This window comes from Rhizobium sp. R86522 (genome assembly GCF_042466255.1).
In the GTDB taxonomy this organism is placed as follows: Bacteria; Pseudomonadota; Alphaproteobacteria; order Rhizobiales; family Rhizobiaceae; genus Allorhizobium.
Genome location: NZ_JAXHBX010000001.1, coordinates 169,665 through 188,360 on the forward strand (window position 1 = coordinate 169,665; position 18,696 = coordinate 188,360).

The 18,696-nt window shown below is 61.1% G+C and carries 17 protein-coding genes; 9 read left to right on the plus strand and 8 right to left on the minus strand.

Features of this window, described 5'->3' with window-relative positions:
* Window positions 1–86 precede the first annotated feature (86 nt).
* From SJY08_RS00780 to SJY08_RS00805, 6 genes are all read right to left on the minus strand, one after another.
* Entirely contained in the window at window positions 87–1,397 is a 1,311-nt protein-coding gene (locus SJY08_RS00780) for an extracellular solute-binding protein (protein WP_300887729.1), read from the minus strand.
* A 77-nt stretch (window positions 1,398–1,474) separates the two neighbouring features.
* Complete coding sequence (locus SJY08_RS00785) at window positions 1,475–2,326, minus strand: carbohydrate ABC transporter permease (RefSeq protein ID WP_377274210.1); 852 nt, start codon at window positions 2,324–2,326, stop codon at window positions 1,475–1,477.
* A complete protein-coding gene (locus SJY08_RS00790; RefSeq protein ID WP_377274212.1) occupies window positions 2,323–3,204 on the minus strand; it encodes a carbohydrate ABC transporter permease in 882 nt (293 codons plus the stop codon). Before SJY08_RS00790 ends, SJY08_RS00785 begins: the two co-directional genes overlap by 4 nt.
* A gap of 1 nt (window position 3,205) precedes the next feature.
* Window positions 3,206–4,303 (minus strand): ABC transporter ATP-binding protein, encoded by a 1,098-nt coding sequence (locus SJY08_RS00795; protein WP_377274214.1) that lies wholly within the window; start codon window positions 4,301–4,303, stop codon window positions 3,206–3,208.
* Window positions 4,304–4,329: 26 nt separating this feature from the next.
* The gene (locus SJY08_RS00800) at window positions 4,330–5,838 is read right to left on the minus strand and encodes an alpha-N-arabinofuranosidase (RefSeq protein ID WP_377274216.1); all 1,509 of its coding nucleotides are present in this window, start codon (window positions 5,836–5,838) and stop codon (window positions 4,330–4,332) included.
* Window positions 5,839–5,954: 116 nt separating this feature from the next.
* Window positions 5,955–6,875: a transcriptional regulator gene (locus SJY08_RS00805; RefSeq protein ID WP_054147770.1), complete on the minus strand. Its 921-nt coding sequence runs from the start codon at window positions 6,873–6,875 to the stop codon at window positions 5,955–5,957.
* Between the two features lie 247 nt (window positions 6,876–7,122).
* On the opposite strand from SJY08_RS00805, the gene SJY08_RS00810 reads away from it, so the two are divergent.
* From SJY08_RS00810 to SJY08_RS00820, 3 genes are read left to right on the plus strand one after another with little or no spacing between them, the layout of a single operon-like run.
* On the plus strand, window positions 7,123–8,184 hold the full coding sequence (locus SJY08_RS00810; protein WP_069043203.1) for an aromatic ring-hydroxylating dioxygenase subunit alpha: 1,062 nt from the start codon (window positions 7,123–7,125) through the stop codon (window positions 8,182–8,184).
* A gap of 4 nt (window positions 8,185–8,188) precedes the next feature.
* A complete protein-coding gene (locus SJY08_RS00815) occupies window positions 8,189–8,932 on the plus strand; it encodes a GntR family transcriptional regulator (RefSeq protein ID WP_054147772.1) in 744 nt (247 codons plus the stop codon).
* 34 nt (window positions 8,933–8,966) lie between these two features.
* The gene (locus SJY08_RS00820) at window positions 8,967–9,950 is read left to right on the plus strand and encodes a PDR/VanB family oxidoreductase (RefSeq protein WP_377274219.1); all 984 of its coding nucleotides are present in this window, start codon (window positions 8,967–8,969) and stop codon (window positions 9,948–9,950) included.
* A gap of 13 nt (window positions 9,951–9,963) precedes the next feature.
* Here SJY08_RS00820 and SJY08_RS00825 read toward each other — a convergent pair whose 3' ends face one another.
* A complete protein-coding gene (locus tag SJY08_RS00825) occupies window positions 9,964–10,980 on the minus strand; it encodes a LacI family DNA-binding transcriptional regulator (protein ID WP_069043206.1) in 1,017 nt (338 codons plus the stop codon).
* Window positions 10,981–11,113: 133 nt separating this feature from the next.
* On the opposite strand from SJY08_RS00825, the gene SJY08_RS00830 reads away from it, so the two are divergent.
* The 6 genes from SJY08_RS00830 to SJY08_RS00855 all read left to right on the plus strand — a co-directional run bounded on the left by SJY08_RS00830 (window position 11,114) and on the right by SJY08_RS00855 (window position 17,301).
* Window positions 11,114–12,157, plus strand: a complete 1,044-nt coding sequence (locus tag SJY08_RS00830) for a Gfo/Idh/MocA family protein (protein ID WP_377274222.1) — start codon at window positions 11,114–11,116, stop codon at window positions 12,155–12,157.
* A 4-nt stretch (window positions 12,158–12,161) separates the two neighbouring features.
* Window positions 12,162–13,064: a sugar phosphate isomerase/epimerase gene (locus SJY08_RS00835; RefSeq protein ID WP_300887738.1), complete on the plus strand. Its 903-nt coding sequence runs from the start codon at window positions 12,162–12,164 to the stop codon at window positions 13,062–13,064.
* 63 nt (window positions 13,065–13,127) lie between these two features.
* Entirely contained in the window at window positions 13,128–14,360 is a 1,233-nt protein-coding gene (locus tag SJY08_RS00840; RefSeq protein WP_377274224.1) for an ABC transporter substrate-binding protein, read from the plus strand.
* A gap of 138 nt (window positions 14,361–14,498) precedes the next feature.
* Window positions 14,499–15,401 (plus strand): carbohydrate ABC transporter permease, encoded by a 903-nt coding sequence (locus SJY08_RS00845; protein WP_054147777.1) that lies wholly within the window; start codon window positions 14,499–14,501, stop codon window positions 15,399–15,401.
* A complete protein-coding gene (locus SJY08_RS00850) occupies window positions 15,398–16,225 on the plus strand; it encodes a carbohydrate ABC transporter permease (RefSeq protein WP_054147778.1) in 828 nt (275 codons plus the stop codon). Before SJY08_RS00845 ends, SJY08_RS00850 begins: the two co-directional genes overlap by 4 nt.
* Window positions 16,222–17,301, plus strand: coding sequence for an ABC transporter ATP-binding protein (locus SJY08_RS00855; RefSeq protein WP_377274227.1), 1,080 nt, complete (start codon window positions 16,222–16,224; stop codon window positions 17,299–17,301). Before SJY08_RS00850 ends, SJY08_RS00855 begins: the two co-directional genes overlap by 4 nt.
* An 8-nt stretch (window positions 17,302–17,309) precedes the next feature.
* Here the strand turns inward: SJY08_RS00855 and glnT are convergent, their stop codons facing one another.
* The gene (gene glnT / locus SJY08_RS00860) at window positions 17,310–18,617 is read right to left on the minus strand and encodes a type III glutamate--ammonia ligase (protein ID WP_377274229.1); all 1,308 of its coding nucleotides are present in this window, start codon (window positions 18,615–18,617) and stop codon (window positions 17,310–17,312) included.
* Window positions 18,618–18,696: the final 79 nt, after the last annotated feature.

Here is an 18,696-nt window from a genome sequence, read left to right on the forward strand (position 1 = left end):
ACGTGGGCTGTTTTCGGCGTGAAAAAAGCCCCGCACACCGAAGTGTGCGAGGCAGGCCAGGGAGGCCTTGGGGAGTTGGGCAGGGATCAGAGGTCGCCGAGCAGTTCGTTCACGCGGCTTTCTGCCGAAGCGAGCGCTTCATCGACCGACTTGTCGCCATTGACGGCAGCGCCGATTTCCTCGCCAATGATGTCCTGGATCGGGAACTGACGCTGGACCTCAGCCGGCAGGGAGCGGCCAGTGTCGGCAATCTTCGCGATGTTCTCGCGATGCGGAAGGTCCTTGAACTCGGCCATGTCGAAAACGGCCTTGGAAGCAGGCAGGTGACCGGTGCGGGCCCACTGGAAGTCGTTGTCAGAGAGGAACTTGAAGAGCTTGCCGATGGCATCCACCTGTTCCGGTGTGCGGTCCTTTTTCGGCATGACCCAGCTGTGGCCATCGGCATAGGTGCTGTCCTGCGCGGCAAAGAGTTGCGGTACGGGATAGACGGTATAGCTGTTCGAGAGCGCCGTGCCTTCCTTCTCGGACTGGGCGACATAATCCCCGATCAGCCAGGTGCCGTTGATGGCAATCCCGCCTTCGCCGTTGGCAAAGCCCGAGACGGCGGCAGCATAGTCGAGGCCGGTCGTCGAGATGCCCTCATCCTTGGTGGCCTTCATCAGCTCGACGGCAGCCTTGGCTTCCGGCGTGTTCAGCTTGATTGCCGTTGGATCCGAGAAGAAGTCGGAGTTCTGCTGCTGCAGCAGGGTGTAGAGAATGCGCGCGTAGGAGGCCGTCTCGTTGGCCATGATCTGGATCAGATAGGGTTTTCCGGTCTTTTCCTGGAACTGCTTGCCCTGGGCGATCAGTTCTTCACCTGATGTCGGGAGCATCGGCGTGCCGTCCGCGTTGACGAGACCTGCCTCCTTCATGAGGTTCAGGTTGACGTGGAAGAGCATTGTCCAGTTGTCGAAGGGCAGCCCATAGAGCTGGCCTTCCTTGGTGACGCCATTGCGGCCCGCATCGGTAAAGTTCTCCGGCGACACGCCCTGAGCGGCCAGGACTTCGTCGATCGGCTCGATCAGGCCACGGCTCTGATAGTCTGAGATCGCGGAGTAATGCATGGAGACGACGTCGGGTGCTGCACCGGAAGCCAGCTGGGCGTTCAGCTGGTCGTAACCCGGCCATTCGACCGTGGTGACGTTTACGTCGATATCCGGATTATCGGCTTCGAACTTGTTGACGAGTGCGGTGATGATGCCGCATTCGCCGACGGCGGCCGATACGTCGGTCACGCTGCCATAATCCGCCTCGCAGGCGCCGAAGAAGCGTTGCAGCTCGATTGTGGTTTGCGCCTGCGCCGAGGCGCCGTAGCCCAGCGCAGCGATCGCAACGGTGGTCATCAGAATCGTTTTCATCGTGTCTCACTCCCTTGTGTCGGGCTCCTGGCCCTGTTGGAATAAAGCCGGCCGGCTCCTCTCCGGCCGGGTAGGCTTCACTTCACCGCGCCGCCGGAAACGGCCGTCACGATGTGTTTCTGGAAGATCACGTAGACGATCAGCGCCGGGACGCTGGCGAAGACCGCCTGGGCCGCGAGAAAGCCCAGGCCCTCGCTCTGGGCAAAGTTGGATTGCGACGAAGCAAGCCCCACCGTCAGGGTGTACATTTCCTTCTTGGTCGCAGAGATCAGGGGCCACCAATAGTCGTTCCAGCCGCCCAGGAAGGTGAAGATACCGAGCGTCGCCTGTGCGGGCAGGGTCTGCGGCAGCATGACCTTCCAAAAGATCCGCCATTGCGAGGCGTTGTCGAGCAGTGCCGCCTCGTCGATCTCCTTGGGGATCGCCCGGAAGAACTGCGTCATCAGGAAGACACCGAAGGCGCCGGACAGGCCCGGCAGCATCAGGCCGAGATAGGTGTTGTGCAGGCCGAACCAGTTGAACATCTGGTGGCGGGCGATGATGACCGCCTGTTCGGGTACTGCGAGGCCGAAGAGGACGATGATGAACAGCGTCCGGCGGAAGGGGAATTCGAGCCGCCCAAATCCGTAGCCGGCGAGCGACGACAGCACCAGAACCAGCAGGGTCTGACCGCTGGCCACGACGAGGCTATTGAAAAACCAGCCGAAGACCTGGGAGGAATGCCAGATGTTCAGGTAGTTGGCGATCGTGTAGGGCGCGCGGAAAACCGAGTCAGTGCCTACCATCAGATCCTGGTTGCTCTTGATCGACAGGCCGATCAGCCAGGCCACCGGCGCCATCATCACGATCGAGAGGAGAGCAGCGCCCCAAAGCAGCGGCCTGTAGGTCGTCAGTACTTCCGGCTTGTAGGTGTCGTCTCGGGCGGTCATGCGCCGTCCTCCGTCTTGCGCGTGGACACGATGTACTGCGCCATCGCCGCCACGAGGATGATCAGGAAGAGGTATTGCGACGCTGCTGCCGCACGACCGACATCCCATCGGACGAAGCCGACTTCGTAGATGTACATGACCAGCGGACGCGAGGATCCGTTAGGGCCGCCGTTGGTCATCAGTTGGGCCTGTCCGAAGAGCTGGAACTGGAAGACGATCTGGATGATCGTGACCAGCATGATGGTGCGCGCAATCGACGGCAGGGTAATGCGTGTCAGGACGCGCCAGGGGCCGGCATTGTCCAGGGAGGCTGCTTCATAGAGATCCTGAGGGACCTGCTGGAGTGCCGCCAGAAAGAGCATCATCGGCAAGCCGACACACCACCAGACGGTCGCGACACCGACGGCGAACAGCGACCAGCCTTTGGTCGAGATGAAGTTGATCTGGTCGATGCCCGCCTGCGCGAACAGCACGGACAACAACCCGTCTCCCGGAATGAAGACGAAGCGCCAGATCAGGGTGACGATGGTGACCGAGAGCACCGAGGAGGAAAAGAAGAGCCCTCGGAAGAAACTAGTCGTGCGCGTTGTCCTGTTGAGCGCCAGCGCCAGGAACAGGCCCAGCGCCACGAGTGTCGGCACGCTGACCAGGACAAAGACGAGGGTGTTGCGCAGGGCCTGCAGGAAGACGGCGTCGCCGGCGACCCGGAAGTAGTTGGTCAGGCCAACAAAGCGGCCCGGACCGAAGAGATCCACCTTGTGCAGGCTGAGCCACATGCCCCAGAAGAGGGGAAACACGAGTAGGGCGATGAAGACCAGCAGATAAGGCAGGATGAAGAGCCCATGGCTCCACTGACTGCGGCGATAGCTCTCGGCCATGTCACTCCACCTCCCTGCGATAGGCGCGACCATCGGCGCCGAAGAGGTGGAAGGCATGCGGATCGGCCGAGACCATGACCCGGTCTCCGGCCTTGATCAGCGAGCGGCCGTCTGCTTCCACGACAAGCTTGCTGCCGTCGTCGAGCACGCCGTAGACGAGAGATCGATCGCCAAGGCGCTCGACCACTTCGGCCGTCAGCGGCACGCCGCTGGCTCCGTCGGTGACGATGCCGACATCTTCCGCGCGAATGCCGAGTGCTGCACCTTCAGGACTGGAACCATCCGCGACATGGAAGCCGGTGTCGACAGTTCCAAGGCCTGCCGTACTGACGGCAAGGCCTGTCGCGGTGTTCTGCCAGGCGGCAACGGGCAGGAAGTTCATGGCCGGAGAGCCGATGAAACTTGCGACGAACTTGCTCGCCGGACGCTGATAAACATCCATCGGCGTCCCGATCTGTTCGATCTTGCGGGCGTTCATGATGACGATCCGGTCGGCAAGCGTCATCGCTTCCACCTGGTCGTGGGTGACGAAGATCATCGTCGAGCCGAGGCGGTGGTGCAGTTGCGCAAGCTCGAGACGCGTGCGGCCACGCAAGGCAGCGTCGAGGTTCGACAATGGCTCGTCGAACAGGAATGCCTTGGGCTCCTTGACGATGGCGCGACCAATGGCGACGCGCTGGCGCTGGCCGCCCGAGAGCTTTTGCGGCTTGCGGTCGAGCAGGTGGCCGATTTCAAGCGTCTCGGCGGCAGCGAGCACGCGGCTCTCGATCTCGCCCTTTGCCATGCCGATGTTTTCGAGCCCGAAAGACATGTTCTGCTTCACTGTCATATGCGGATAGAGCGCATAGGACTGGAAAACCATGGCGACCCCACGCTTGCCTGGTGGCAGGGTGTCGACGCGCTGGCCGGCCACCGAGATGGTGCCGCCCGTGACGTCTTCGAGGCCCGCGATCATGCGGAGCAGAGTGGACTTGCCGCAGCCCGAAGGGCCAAGGAAGACGACGAATTCGCCGGCTTCGATGGACAGTGAAATGTCCTCGAGTACGGTCAGCGCGCCATAGCGCTTGGTGACGTTGTCAATTTCAATCGAAGCCGACATGGTTTCTCCTCCCCGTCGTCGATTGGTTACTGGCCCAGCCGGATCATCCGGTAGCTGAGCGGCGCGATCTCTCCCGTGAGGCGTCCGCTTTCGATGGTGGCTCCATCGCCATCTACCGGCGCGACGGTCTGCTGCTCTGGGCCATTGACGGCTTTCAGCGCATGGCCCGCGATCACCTTGTCCATGATCACCTGGCGAGCGCCGAAGCCTTCGAGCGCGACATCAAGAGTGATGGCATCGGTCTCGTGGCGGTTGACGATGAAAAGGGTCAGCGCGCCGTCGGTGTCACTCTCGACAGCAGAGACGTCGAGATAGGGAACGGCGTCTGCAAATTCGGTCGAATAACCAGGGCAGTCGATCGACAGCTGGTAGGAGGTGCCGCGTCCATAACGCGAGGCGAAGAGGTAAGGGTAGTAGGTCGTCTGGCGCCAGGCCGGGCCGCCGCGTACGGTCATGATCGGGGCGATGACGTTGACGAGCTGCGCCAGGCAGCCGACCTTCACCACGTCTGCGCGGCGAATGAAGGTGTTGAGGATGCAGCCGACCTGCAGCACGTCCTCGAAATTGTAGATGTCTTCGAGAAGCTCAGGCGCATGCGGCCAGCCATCGCGGCCTTCGAGAACCTTCCGGTCGGCTTCGTTGGAATGATACCAGACGTTCCACTCGTCGAAGCTGATATAGACGTCCTTCTTCGAGCGCTTCTTCGCCTTGGTCACCTTGATCACGGAAGCGATGGTCTCGATGTAGTCGTCGAGGCGGGCGTTCTGCGCCAGATAGGCGGCCGTGTCGTCGGCGTGGTTCTCGAAGTACATGTGGAGGCTGATGTAATCGACGCTGTCATAGGTGTAGTCGAGGACGGTCGCTTCCCAGGCCGGATAGGTCGGCATCTTGGGAGAAGAGGAACCGCAGACGACGAGCTCGATCGACTTGTCGAAAGCGCGCATGGCCTTGGCGGTCTCGAAGGCGACGCGGCCATATTCTTCGGCCGTCTTCTGGCCGATCTGCCAGGGGCCGTCCATCTCGTTGCCGAGGCACCAGAGCTTGACGTTCCAAGGCTCTTCGCGACCGTTCTTGCGGCGCAGATCCGACCAGTAGCTGCCGACGGGGTGGTTCACATATTCGAGGAAGGCGCGGGCTTCATCCAGGCCGCGAGATCCGAGATTGACGGCGAGCATCATCTCGGCGTTGGCGGCCTTGGCCCAGTCGGCGAATTCGTGGATGCCGACCTGGTTGGATTCCGAGGTGTGCCAGGCGAGATCGAGGCGAACCGGGCGCTCTTCCTTCGGCCCGATGCCATCTTCCCAGTTATAGGCCGAGACGAAGTTGCCGCCGGGATAGCGGACTACGGGGACATCGAGTTCGCGTACCAGGTCGATCACGTCCTGGCGCATGCCGTTTTCGTTAGCGGTCGGGTGATCGGGCTCATAGATGCCGGTGTAGACCGCGCGACCGAGGTGTTCGACGAAGGATCCATACAGACGTGGATCGATCGTGCTGATCTTGTAATCGCGGTGAACGGTGCCGACAGCCCGCATGTGCATTTCCTCCAAATATATCCGTTATTCGGATATGTATCATAATTGAGGATATGATACACGGGATCGACCGGAGGTCAATCCGGCAACGTGCAGGGGGAATAGGAGGGGGCGCTTCAGGTCTTGATGCGCAGGACTATGTCCTGGTCGTAATTGCCGAAGCCTCGGCCGAAGATGTTGATTCCGCCGGGATGTTCGGCCGTTTCCGGCACTTCGATCCGGACGCGGATCGATCGGTGATCGAGCAGCTCGAGGTCGCCGAGTGTCGTCTCGGAGACCCGCATGCCATCGATGAAGGTGCCGTTGTCCGTCACCCGGAAACTTTTGAGAACGCCATATTGGCTGCCGCGCAGCTTCCACCAATCAGGCGTGAACTTGCCGCGCCGATCACCGAAGTCACCGGGTGAGGTCCAGGTCGCGACCGCCTTGCCATTGATAGAAATGGTGATGTCGGACGGCCAGTTTTCGGAGGTGCCGGGCACTTCCGAGGAGAGCTCCATGAGCAGCTCGAGTTCCCGGATCGGTACGCCCTTGATCCTTGCATTGTTGGGAAACTGATAGTCGACATAGCCGCGCGTGAACCAGAGAAGGCCCGCCTTCATGCGGTCCGGAGACAGGAAGGTGTCGGGGCTGTCGAGATAACCGATGATCGCATCTGGGCCGCACATGCCGCAGGGAGCGTAGACGTCGTAGCCGCTATAGAGGCCGACCGGCATGGAGACTTCGATTGCCTCGTCCGTCGCCTCATTGGGGCGCGTAAACGTGAGGACGATCTCGTCATGAACGGCATGACAGATCTTCTGACTGCCCTTGCGTGCCTTCTGAACCTCGGTGCGAACCAGGCCCGCTTCTTCCATCTGGTTGAGATGTGTGGATGTGGTCGATTGCGGGAGTTCCAGCACCTCGGCAATCTCGTTGACGTTGAGTGGGCCTCTGGCGTGAAGCAGTTCCAGGATCGCCAATCGTGCCGGCGCGGCGAGGCTCTTGAGGACATCCTTGCCGTCTTCCGGCGTGATCATCAAAAAACGGCTGCTCAAATCGGGTCCCCCTGCATTTCTCAATGCGTATCAGAATTCTTGATTAAAACAAGTCTAGGGAGAGCGCTCCGGTGGCTCCTGAGCGTGATGCGGTTGTCTTGGAGCCCCAGTTTCCGGTTGATGGCGTGTGTATACATCTGGCGCTAAAGGGGCGGGTTTCCTGCGCCGATGGAGCGTCTCACCGCAGCTGTTGTTGACATGATGTATACATTGTGGCTCTCTAGCGTTCGATAGAGGAGGAGCTGTCATGTCCAAACCCACCTTTCCGCTGAATGCCTGGTACGCGGCGGCCTATGATGTCGAGTTGAAGCGCCAGCTCTTGCCGCGGACGATCTGCAACAAGCCGGTTGTCCTGTATCGCAAGGAAAATGGCACCCCTGTCGCGCTCGCTGATGCCTGTTGGCACAGGCTCGTGCCGCTGTCGCTCGGGCGGCTCGAGGGTGACAACGTCATCTGTGGCTATCATGGTCTCGAATTCGACGAGACGGGGCGCTGTGTATACATGCCGTCGCAGGACACGATCAATCCGTCGGCCTGCGTCAAGTCCTATCCGATCGCCGAGAAGCATCGCTTCATCTGGATCTGGCCGGGCGATCCAGCGCTCGCCGATCCCGCACTCATCCCCGACATGCACTGGAACCAGGATCCCGACTGGGCCGCCGATGGCAAGATGATCGAGGTGAAGTGCGATTATCGTCTGGTTGTCGACAATCTGATGGATCTCACCCACGAGACCTTCGTGCACGGCTCGTCGATCGGCAATCGCGCCGTCGCCGAGGCGCCGTTCGAGGCAAGCCACTCCGATCGCTTCGCTTACATCACGCGCTGGATGGAAGACATCGACCCGCCGCCCTTCTGGCGCAAGCAGTTTGGTCGCCCGGGCAAGGTCGACCGCTGGCAGATCATCCGCTTCGAGGCGCCTTGCACTGTCACCATCGACGTGGGCGTTGCAGAGGCCGGCACGGGTGCCAAGCAGGGTGACCGCTCAAAGGGCGTCAATGGCTATGTGCTGAACACGATCACGCCGTCGACGGACAAGACCTGTCTCTACTTCTGGGCCTTTGCCCGCAATTACGACCTCGGCAACCAGGCACGAACGCATGAGCTTCGTGAGGGCGTGGCCGGTGTTTTCCGTGAGGACGAAGAGGTGCTCGAAGCCCAGCAGCGGGCGATCGATGCCAATCCCGATCACCAATTCTACAACCTCAACATCGATGCCGGATCGATGTGGGCGCGCAAGCTGATCGACCGGATGATCGACGCCGAACTGAAGCCACAGGCCGGGCCTCATGCGGTCGCTGCGGAGTGATGGCATGACGGCTGATAACGAACGCGCTCCGAAACAGCAGACGGCAAAGGCGCTGCTTGGGCTGCGCGACCTCATCCTGACGGGTGAAATCGAACCGGGCGAGCGGCTGTCGGAAGTCGCGCTCGCAGAGCGTCTTTCGGTGTCGCGCACGCCGCTTCGTGCCGCCTTGCAGCGGCTCGAACAGGAGGGCCTGGTCGCGCTCATCCCGTCAGGTGGTTACGCCGTGCGTTCGTTCAGCCGGCAGGAGGTGATCGATGCCATCGAGTTGCGGGGCGTGCTGGAAGGCACTGCCGCGCGGCTTGCTGCCGAACGCGGTGCGACGCCGGCCCGGATGAAAGCCATTCGCGAGGTCGTCGCCCAACTCGACGATGTCTTGTTGGCCGAGCCGTCTGCCATGGATTTCGAGCGCTACGAGGCTCTGAACGGCAGGTTTCATCGCCTGCTCTGGGACTTGGCCGGCAGCGAGGTTCTGCGCCGGGAGATCGAGAGGATGACGAGCCTGCCCTTTGCGAGCCCGAATGCCTTCGTCAACACGGAGTCCGATGCGCCGGCCTTCTACAGGACGCTGGTCGTCGCGCAGGCGCAGCACAAGGCAATCGTTTCGGCGATCGAATTGCGGGAGGGGGCGCGGGCCGAGGCGCTGGCGCGGGAGCATGCGCGGCTTGCCCGGCAGAACCTCGATTTCGTGCTGGAGGAGCAACCCGATCTGCGCCGCAAGGTTCTGGCGCTTGCCCTGATGGCGGGCTGATCGGATCTGGGATCAATTTATCTGGGAGGATTTCATGCGTTCCAAGCTGGAATGGCGCGCGGCGCGCGTCATATCGATCGAAGCCCCGGCGGAGGATGTCCGGGCCGTCACCTTCGCGGTGGATGGGCTGCGGCAGGCCTTCGATCCGGGGTCGCATACCAATATCAAAGTCGTCATCCGGGGTGAGCCGGCAATTCGAACCTATACAGTGCTGCCGAGCGCGCCGGACACGCTGAAGATCGCGGTCAAGCTGCATCCCAACAGTCGGGGTGGCTCAGCCTTCGTCTGGAACATGGCTGTCGGCGACGAGACCGAGATGACCGAGCCGGAGAACCGTTTCGAGCTCTCCTGGCGGGCGTCGCGTTATCTGCTGATCGCCGGCGGTATCGGGATCACGCCGATCTATGGCATGGCAAAGGCGCTGGTCGCGCGCGGTCATTCCGTGCGGCTGATCTATGGGGCGAAAAGCCGGGCGCAGATGGCTTTTGTTGATGAGTTGCAGGCTTTGCTGGGAGATGGTCTCGAGGCCTTCGTGCAGGACGAGGGCCAGGCCTTCGATCTCGCAGCTGAATTTGCCGCGCTTCCTGTCGATGGCGAGGCCTATATCTGTGGTCCGCACGGTCTGCTGGAAGCCGCACGCAATACCTGGCGCGAGAGTGGCCGATCCATGAGCCGCTTGCGCTTCGAGGTCTTCGGCGACAGCGGGCGCTTTGCCGAGCAACCGTTCTCGGTCACGGTTCCGCAATACGGCCGCACCGTCGAGGTGCGCGCCGACCAGACCATGCTGGATGCGCTGATGGAGGCGGGGATCGACATGGTCTATGACTGTCGCCGCGGTGAATGCGGATTGTGCGCGGTAAGCATCGTCGACGCATCCACGCCGATCGATCATCGCGACGTGTTCTTCTCCCCGGACGAGCGACACGAGGGAGAGAAGATGTGTGCCTGTGTCTCGCGTGCGGTTGGGGGAAGCGTGACGATCGACACCGGCTATCGGCAAGAGGCATTGCGGGCCTGAGCCGGCAGTTGGATCAGTCGCTCTCACCCTCGATCAGGATCATCGGCCAAAGGCGCCTGCGAACAGCATCCGGATAGTGGTGCGTGAAATCCGGCATGGTCGCCAGCAGGCTTTCTGCCAAGGCGATCCCGAGCCCCCTCAAATCCGGGCGAAAGCAGGTGAGAACCGGGTGCAGGAACTGCGCCTGGGGGCTGTATTGGCCGATGACCGCGATATCCTTGCCCGGCTTCAATCCCACTTCCTGCAGGCCGCGATAAAAGCCGACCACGGTCGCCTCGTTGAGGAGAATGATCGCTGTGGGACGGTCGCGTGATTTCATCACCTGCTGGGCGACGTGATAGCCGCCCGGTTCATTCGGGCCGGAGCGATAGACATGCGCTGGGTCGAGCTCCAGTCCGTGGCGGGCGAGCACGACGCGGCAGTGGTTCTCGAACACATGGCCGAGATTGATGTCGCCATGCGGCCGGCTGATCGCAATCCGCTTGTGGCCGCGCGCCACAAGGCGTTCGATTGCGTCTTCCGCCATGCCTTCGAAATCCAGATCGTACCAGGGCTGGCCGACATCCGTCTGGCTTCGGCCGAGGGTGATGAAGGGTATCTTCGTCTTGTGCAGGAGCTCGAAGCGGGGATCCTGGTGGCGCGTGGCCGACAGGATGATGCCATCGGCGAACCCCCGGGCGACGATTCGCTTCAGGTAAGCGTCCGGATCTTCTTCCGACGAGCAGAGCAGGGCGACGAGGTCGAGCTTGTGGCGGGCGAGCACCGTCTGCATGCCGTCGAAGACGCGCATGAAGAAGGTATCTCCCTGGCCGGTAATGTCATGGCCGGTCTGCATCATGAAGCCGATGATGCCGGTTGCGCCCTTGCGTAGCGAGCGGCCGGCCTGGTTGGCCACGTAACCCAGCTTCTCTGCGGCTTCCAGAACGCGTCGGCGTGTCTCCTCGTTGACGTCGGGCTTGCCATTCAGCGCGCGCGAAACCGTACCGATGGAAATATCCAGATGTTCGGCCAGCTCGCGAATGCCTGTCATTTCCCCTCCCCAAGCGGTGGTCCGTAATCGTTTACGAAAAACTATTGACACATGCGGGGTCTCGTTCATAGTGTCGTAAACGTTTACGGGATGTGCGGAAGAGGAGTTTCACTCATCCCTTGGGAGGATATCAGTGACATCAAGAGCCGTTTTGTGCGGGTGCGGAGCTATGGCTAAAGGCTGGCTTCGAGCGCTTCAGTCTGCTTCCGATTTGGGCCGAGAGGTCGAAATTGTCGGTCTCGTCGACCTCGACCCGACGATGGCGAAGGCGCTCGCGGCTGAATTCGCCCTGGAAAACGTGACCATGGGAACGGATCTCGCATCGGTGATCGAGGCGACGCGAGCGAACATGGTGTTCGACGTGGTGGTGCCGTCGGCGCGCTTCGCCGTCGTTTCGACCGCGCTCAAGCTTGGCTGCCATGTGCTGTCGGAGAAGCCGCTCGCCACGTCCATGGATGAGGCCAAGGCGATGCTTTCCCTCGCTGCCGAGACTGGCCGGGTGCAGGCCGTGGTCCAGAATCGTCGTTTCATCTCCGGTGTCCGCCGCCTGCGTCGCGCCGTCGAGGATGGCTTGATCGGGGAGCTCTCCGGAATTCATTGCGACTTCTTCCTCGGTCCGCATTTTGGCGGCTTCCGCGAAGCCATGGACAATGTCCTGCTGCTCGACATGGCGATCCACACCTTCGATGCCGCCCGCTTCGTATCCGGCAAGCAGCCGCTTTCGGTCTATTGCGTCGAGAGCAATCCGTCCGGCTCCTGGTATGCCCATGGCGCGTCGGCGAACGCGATTTTCAAGCTCTCTGGCGATGCAGTCTTCACCTATCGCGGCTCCTGGTGCGCCGAAGGGCGCCGCACCAGCTGGGAGAGCGCCTGGAGGCTGGTTGGCTCCAAGGGCATGATCACCTGGGACGGCGAAGAAGGCTTCGAGGCGACGGTCGCCGGCAGTGAGCCCGGCCTGCTGCGCGGTCAGCAAATCTTGCCCGTGCCGTTGGCGCCTGACGAGGACGAGACGCACGGGCATCGGAGCGTACTCGCGGAATTCATCGACGCCATAAAATCCGGGCGGAAGCCCGAGACTGCGAGCGACGACAATATCAAGAGCCTGTCCATGGTGTTCGGCGCGATCGAAAGCGCCAGGACCGGACTTCCCGTCAGCATTTCAGTCGAAGGATACTGAGCCCGTGAGCAATTCTGCACATTCCATCCGCATCGGAACCATGGTCAGCGCCAGCGGCGGCAAGGCGGCCGAGCGGATCGGACAGATCGCCGATATGGGCTTCGAGAGCTTCGAACCCTTCTTCTGGCAGACCACCAACGGCCAGGATCTTGCCGATCTCGGCAAGCGTTGCGTCGAGGCGATCGGCGATCGCGACATCACCATCTCGACGCTCGGCATGTTCGGCAATCCGTTGGAAGAGACCGACATGGATCTCCAGACCCTTCAGGGCTGGAAGGATTGCATCGACAATGCCCATCATTTCGGCGCGACCTGCGTCGCCGGTTTTACGGGTCGTATCCGTAACCGCCCACTGACGGAGAGCCTGCCGCGCTATCGCGAAATCTGGAGCGAGCTCGCCAAGCGTGCTGCCGACAAGGGCGTGAAGATCGCGTTCGAAAACTGCGCCATGGACGGCAACTGGCAGACCGGCGACTGGAACATCGCGCACAATCCGGATGCCTGGGAGCTGATCTTCAACGAGACGCCGGACGATCACATCGGGCTCGAATGGGAGCCCTGCCATCAGATGGTCTATCTGATTGATCCGATCCCGCAGATCCGCAAATGGGCGCACAAGTTTTTCCATGTGCATGGCAAGGACGCGACGATCCGCTGGGACGTGATCCGTGAACACGGCGTCTTCGGCAAGCATCCCTTCGTCTTCATGCGCACGCCGGGCTTCGGCGACACCAACTGGACGGATGTGATTTCCGAGCTCCGGATCGCGGGCTGGTCCGGCTCGATCGACATCGAGGGCTGGCACGATCCGGTCTATCGCGACGCGCTGGAAATGACCGGCCAGGTGCATGGCCTGAATTACCTGAAGAATTGCCGGGGCGGGGATTTCGTCACCGATCCGGTCTGAGCTTTCGGAAATATGGGTCTTGTGGAGGACAAGGCCCATGCAAAAACCCAAGAGGAGGAAACCATGGGTATTCGCAAGCATATCGCCTTCGGCGCCTTGGCGCTGGCCAGTGTCTCCTTGTTCGGGCTATCGGCCCAGGCAGAGGACGTGAAGATCACCGTCTGGTCACTCGACCGCGACATCCAGCCGGCACCCAATCTGATCAAGGACTTCAATGCACTCGGCAACGGCATCACGGTCGAATACCGCCAGATCCAGTTCGACGACGTCGTCAGCGAGGCGATGCGCGCCTATTCGACCGGACAGGCGCCCGATATCATCGCGATCGACAACCCCGAGCATGCCTTGTTTGCCTCACGTGGCGCCTTTCTCGACCTGACGGACCGGATCGCGAAATCGGAAGCCATCAAGACCGAAAACTACTTTGCCGGACCGCTTAATTCGGTGACCTGGGACGGGAAGCTCTTCGGTGTGCCGAAGGCCACCAACACGATCGCCCTCTACTACAATGCCGACATGTTCAAGGAGAAGGGCCTCGATCCGGACAAGCCGCCGCAGACCTGGGCGGAACTCCTCGATGCCGCGCGTAAGCTCAACGATCCGGCGAAAAACGTCTACGGCCTCGCTTTCTCGGCCAAGGCCAGCGAAGAAGGGACCTTCCAGTTTCTTCCCTGGGCGCAGATGGGCGGTGGTGGCTATCAGACAATCAATGCCGAGGGCGCTGTGAAGGCGCTCGAGACTTGGAAAATCCTGATGGACGAGAAGCTCGCCTCTCCTGACAGCCTGACGCGCGGACAGTGGGATTCCACCGGCACCTTTAACTCTGGCAATGCGGCCATGGCGATCTCCGGGCCATGGGAGCTGAACCGGATGAGCGATGAAGCCAAGTTCGACTGGCGCGTGGCGCTTCTGCCGGTGCCGGAAGCCGGTGCCGAGCGCTCGTCGGCCATGGGTGACTTCAACTGGGCAATTTTCGCCAACACGAAGCAACCTGAAGAAGCCTTCAAGGTCCTGGAATACTTTGCCGCACAAGATGACCAGATGTTCGAGAAATTTGGCCAGCTGCCGGCCCGTTCCGACATAATCCTGCCGGCGACCGGCAACGAGAGGAAGGACGCGGCCCTCAAGGTCTTCCAGGAGCAGTTGCAATATGCCCAGCCGCGCGGGCCGCATCCCGAATGGCCGAAGATCTCTAAGGCGATCCAGGATGCGATCCAGGCGGCGCTCACGGGTCAATCGTCGCCTAGGGAAGCGCTCGATCAAGCGGCTGAAACCATCGCGGCCATCACCGGTTGACCCTATCCGCAGGGCTCCGAAGACCTGCTCTCAACGTGTCGGATCCCTGTTCAACCTATCTCCCGGAGGGCCGTCCTCGTTCCGACAAGTGGCGGGGGCGGCCTGACCGGAGATGTCAATCGCGATGCGGAGACCAGCATGCGCAAGATACTGTCCAGCCTGACTGATGGCCGCGGTTTCGATATCGGCCTGATGGCGCTGCCGCTCGCCTTTCTCTTCGTTCTGTCCGGCTTGCCGTTGCTCTACAACGTGCTGATGAGTTTCCAGGAAGTCGACATGTTCTCGCTCGGGACGTTCTTCCGGCCCTTTGTCGGCTTCAAGAACTATGTCTCCTTGTTCGCTCAACGCGAGACCTGGCCGATCCTGAGCAACACGGCGATCTTCGTCGTGGCTTCGATCGCCGGGCAGTTCGTGATCGGCTTTGGACTTGCTCTTTTCTTCTGGACGAATTTTCCAGGAGCGTCCTGGCTACGTGGTCTCTTTCTCGTCTCCTGGGTCATGCCGGGTCTCGTCGTCGGGGCGATCTGGAACTTGATATTGTCGGGTGATTTCGGCGTCTTGAACTACGTCCTGCGGGAAGCAGGCATCATCTCGCAGAACATCTTCTGGCGCTCGGATCCGAACTACTCGCTCTGGGCCGTGATCATCGCCAATATCTGGCTTGGGACATCCTTCAACATGATCCTGCTTTCCGTCGGTCTTTCCGGTATCCCGAAAGATCTCTACGAGGCAGCGGAACTGGATGGTGCCAATGTCTGGCAACGGTTCTGGACGATCACGCTGCCGATGATGCGCTCGACCATCGGCGCGATCATCTCGCTCGGGCTGATCTTTACCCTGCAGCAGTTCGACCTCTTCGCCGCCATCACATCGGGCGGGCCGAACAATTCGTCCAATGTCGCGCAATACTGGGCCTGGGATCAATCCTTCCGGCAATATGACTTCGCCCGTGGAGCCACGATCTCTGTCCTGATGATCGTCGTCGTGATGTTCGCTTCGGTGGTCTATGTCCGCTCGACCAAGCAGGAGGTACGCGGATGAGCGAGACCTGGCGCAACCGACTGATGCTGGCGATCGCAATCGTGCTCGCCGCAATCTATCTCTTCCCGCTCTACTGGATGTACATCACCACCTTGAAGAGCGGTTCCGCGATGTTCGCCACGCCGCCCAGCTTTTGGCCGTCCGATCCGCAATGGTCGACCTATGCCTATGTCTGGGAGAGCCGAAACCTTGCCCGCTATATGTGGAATTCGCTGGTCATCGCGTTCGGCGCGGTCGCTCTGATCACGGTTCTCGGAACCGGTTGCGCTTACGTGCTTGCTCGCTATCGCAACGGATGGATCGATATCGGGCTCTTCCTGATCCTGATGCTGCAGGTGCTGCCGGCCTCCTTGATGATTACCCCCATCTTCGTCGGCTTCTCGCAGCTCGGCATGCTCGAATACCCGCGTACCGCCGTGATCATCGCGATTGCTGCGAAGAGCATGCCCTTCTTCGTCGTTTTGGTGCGCGCCACTTTCATGAGCGTGCCGATGGAGCTCGAGGAGGCGGCGCTGGTCGACGGGAATTCGCGGATCGGTGCCTTCTTCCACATCGTTCTGCCGCTCGCGCGCAACGGCATCCTGGTGTCCGCCATCCTGATCTTCATGCAGGCCTTCGGCGAGTTCGTCTATTCGAAGTCGATCATCCAGGCGGTCGAATACCAACCCGCAAGCGTCGGCCTTAATTCCTTCATGGGGCCCAATACCAATGAGTGGAACAACATCATGGCCTTTGCCACGATCTATGTGACACCCATCCTTGCCGTTTTTGTTCTCTTGCAGCGCCGGATCGTCTCCGGGCTCACGTCTGGAGCTCTCAAATGACCCATCAGATCGAATTATCCGGCGTCAACAAATACTACGGCGCCTATCACGCGCTGCGCGACATCGATCTCAAGATCCGCAAGGGCTCCTTCGTGGCGCTGGTCGGACCGTCCGGTTGCGGCAAGTCTACCTTGCTGCGGTCGCTGGCCGGGCTCGAAAGCATCTCGGCAGGTGATCTCGTGATCGCCGGCGAGCGAATGAACGGCGTGCCGCCGCGCAAGCGCGATCTTGCCATGGTGTTCCAGTCTTATGCGCTCTACCCGCATATGACGGTGGAGGAAAATCTCACCTATTCGCTGCGCATTCGCGGTGTGAAGAAGGCGGAGGCGAAGAAGGCGGCTGAGGAGGTGGCGGCGACGACGGGCTTGTCCAACCTGTTGCATCGTTATCCGCGCGAGCTCTCCGGCGGCCAGCGCCAGCGCGTGGCGATGAGCCGGGCGATCATCCGGCATCCCAAAGCGTTTCTGTTCGATGAGCCGTTGTCCAATCTCGATGCCGCCCTTCGCGTGCACATGCGCAAGGAAATCCGCTCGTTGCATGACCGGCTGGGTGCCACTTCCGTCTATGTCACCCATGACCAGATAGAGGCGATGACCATGGCCGATCATGTCGTCGTCATGCGGCAAGGCGTGATCGAGCAGCAGGGGCCTCCTCTCGAGCTCTATGATCGGCCGGTGAACAAGTTCGTTGCCGGCTTCATCGGTTCACCGGCGATGAACTTCATCCCGGCCAAGGTGGGAGCGGATGGGCGGTCACTGGTTTTCGAACTCGGCAATCCGCAAGTCGTGAGCCTGGATCGGGCTCTGCCGACAGCCTCAAAGCTGATTGTCGGCCTGCGGCCAGAGCATCTCAGGCTGGTTCAGGAAGCAGACGCACAGATCCGACTGCCGGTCGGTGTCGTCGAGAGCACGGGCTCAATGACCTACATCACGTCTGCCACGACACCCGAGATCAACGTGGTCGTGACGGATCGCCAGCCGCTCAAGTCGGGCGAGATGATGTCGCTCGGCTTCGATCCGGCGGACCTGCATCTGTTCGATGCCGACAGCGAACGGCGGATCGACATCGCCGGCTGATCAGAGCGTCAAACGTCCAGTGTTGTCTGGCGTTCCCAGGCAGTGAAGTGCCCGCAATAGCTGTTCCACTCGTCATGCTTGAGCTTGAGATAGGCGTCTGAGAATTCAGACCCAAGCGCTGCTTTCAACACGTCGTCCAGTTCGAAGGCTCGTAGGGCATCGAGGAGGTTCAGCGGTAGCCGGGGCGCATCCTTCACCGTATGGCCGTCGCGGTACATGTCGATGTCGTAATGCGGGCCGGGATCGGCGTTGCTCTTGAGCCCGCTCAAGCCTGCCGCGATGATGATCGACTGCAACAGGTACGGGTTTACGGCGCCATCTGGCAGGCGCAGCTCGAAGCGCCCGGGACCGGGCACGCGCACCATATGGGTGCGGTTGTTGCCGGTCCAGGTCACGGTGTTCGGTGCCCAAGTGGCGCCGGAGATCGTGCGCGGGGCGTTGATGCGCTTGTAGGAATTGACCGTCGGGTTGGTGATCGCGGCGAGTGCCGAGGCATGTTTCATGATGCCGCCAAGGAAGGTCTTGCCCTTGGCCGACACGCCGAAAGGCATGTCCTTGTCGGCGAAGGCATTCACCTTGCCATCGATGTCCCAGACCGAGATATGCGCATGGCAACCGTTGCCGGTGAGACCCTTGAAGGGCTTCGGCATGAAGGTGGCGCGCAGCCCGTGTTTCTCGGCGACCGACTTCACCATGAACTTGAAGAAGGAATGCTTGTCGGCCGTCTTCAGCGCGTCGTCATACTCCCAGTTCATCTCGAACTGGCCGTTCGCATCTTCGTGGTCGTTCTGGTAGGGCTTCCAGCCGAGCTCCAGCATGTGGTCGCAGATCTCGGCGATCACATCATAGCGGCGCATCAGCGCCTGCTGGTCGTAACAGGGCTTTTCGGCCGTGTCGTATTCATCCGAAATCGTCTCGCCGTCTGCAGAGATCAGGAAGAATTCCGGTTCGACGCCGGTTTTCACGCGCAGACCCAGATCTGCCGCTTCCGCGACCAGGCGCTTGAGCATGACGCGCGGCGCCTGAGCGACCGGTTCGTCTTCCATCATGCAATCGGCGGCAACCCAGGCGACCTCAGGCTTCCATGGGAGCTGGATGACGGAAGAGGCATCCGGAATGGCGAAAAGGTCGGGATGGGCCGGCGTCAGATCGAGCCAAGCGGCGAATCCCGCGAAACCGGCGCCGTCCTTCTGCATCTCTGCGATCGCCTGTCCCGGGACCAGCTTGGCACGCTGGGCGCCGAAGAGATCGGTGAAGCTGATCATGAAGTATTTGATGCCTCGCTCCGCAGCGAAGCCTGCCAGATCCTGTGTCACGTCGTTCCCCTGTTTTTATGGATTGAGACACATGTGTTGAAAAAGAATGGCCGCATCCGTGGGATCAGGATGCGGCCAT

Excerpts from the sequence above, each read along its gene's own strand:
- SJY08_RS00780 (WP_300887729.1), bottom strand. The coding sequence starts at position 1,397 with ATGAAAACGATTCTGATGACCACCGTTGCGATCGCTGCGCTGGGCTAC.
- SJY08_RS00785 (WP_377274210.1), bottom strand. The coding sequence starts at position 2,326 with ATGACCGCCCGAGACGACACCTACAAGCCGGAAGTACTGACGACCTAC.
- SJY08_RS00790 (WP_377274212.1), bottom strand. The coding sequence starts at position 3,204 with ATGGCCGAGAGCTATCGCCGCAGTCAGTGGAGCCATGGGCTCTTCATC.
- SJY08_RS00795 (WP_377274214.1), bottom strand. The coding sequence starts at position 4,303 with ATGTCGGCTTCGATTGAAATTGACAACGTCACCAAGCGCTATGGCGCG.
- SJY08_RS00800 (WP_377274216.1), bottom strand. The coding sequence starts at position 5,838 with ATGCGGGCTGTCGGCACCGTTCACCGCGATTACAAGATCAGCACGATC.
- SJY08_RS00810 (WP_069043203.1), top strand. The coding sequence starts at position 7,123 with ATGTCCAAACCCACCTTTCCGCTGAATGCCTGGTACGCGGCGGCCTAT.
- SJY08_RS00815 (WP_054147772.1), top strand. The coding sequence starts at position 8,189 with ATGACGGCTGATAACGAACGCGCTCCGAAACAGCAGACGGCAAAGGCG.
- SJY08_RS00820 (WP_377274219.1), top strand. The coding sequence starts at position 8,967 with ATGCGTTCCAAGCTGGAATGGCGCGCGGCGCGCGTCATATCGATCGAA.
- SJY08_RS00825 (WP_069043206.1), bottom strand. The coding sequence starts at position 10,980 with ATGACAGGCATTCGCGAGCTGGCCGAACATCTGGATATTTCCATCGGT.
- SJY08_RS00840 (WP_377274224.1), top strand. The coding sequence starts at position 13,128 with ATGGGTATTCGCAAGCATATCGCCTTCGGCGCCTTGGCGCTGGCCAGT.
- SJY08_RS00845 (WP_054147777.1), top strand. The coding sequence starts at position 14,499 with ATGCGCAAGATACTGTCCAGCCTGACTGATGGCCGCGGTTTCGATATC.
- SJY08_RS00850 (WP_054147778.1), top strand. The coding sequence starts at position 15,398 with ATGAGCGAGACCTGGCGCAACCGACTGATGCTGGCGATCGCAATCGTG.
- SJY08_RS00855 (WP_377274227.1), top strand. The coding sequence starts at position 16,222 with ATGACCCATCAGATCGAATTATCCGGCGTCAACAAATACTACGGCGCC.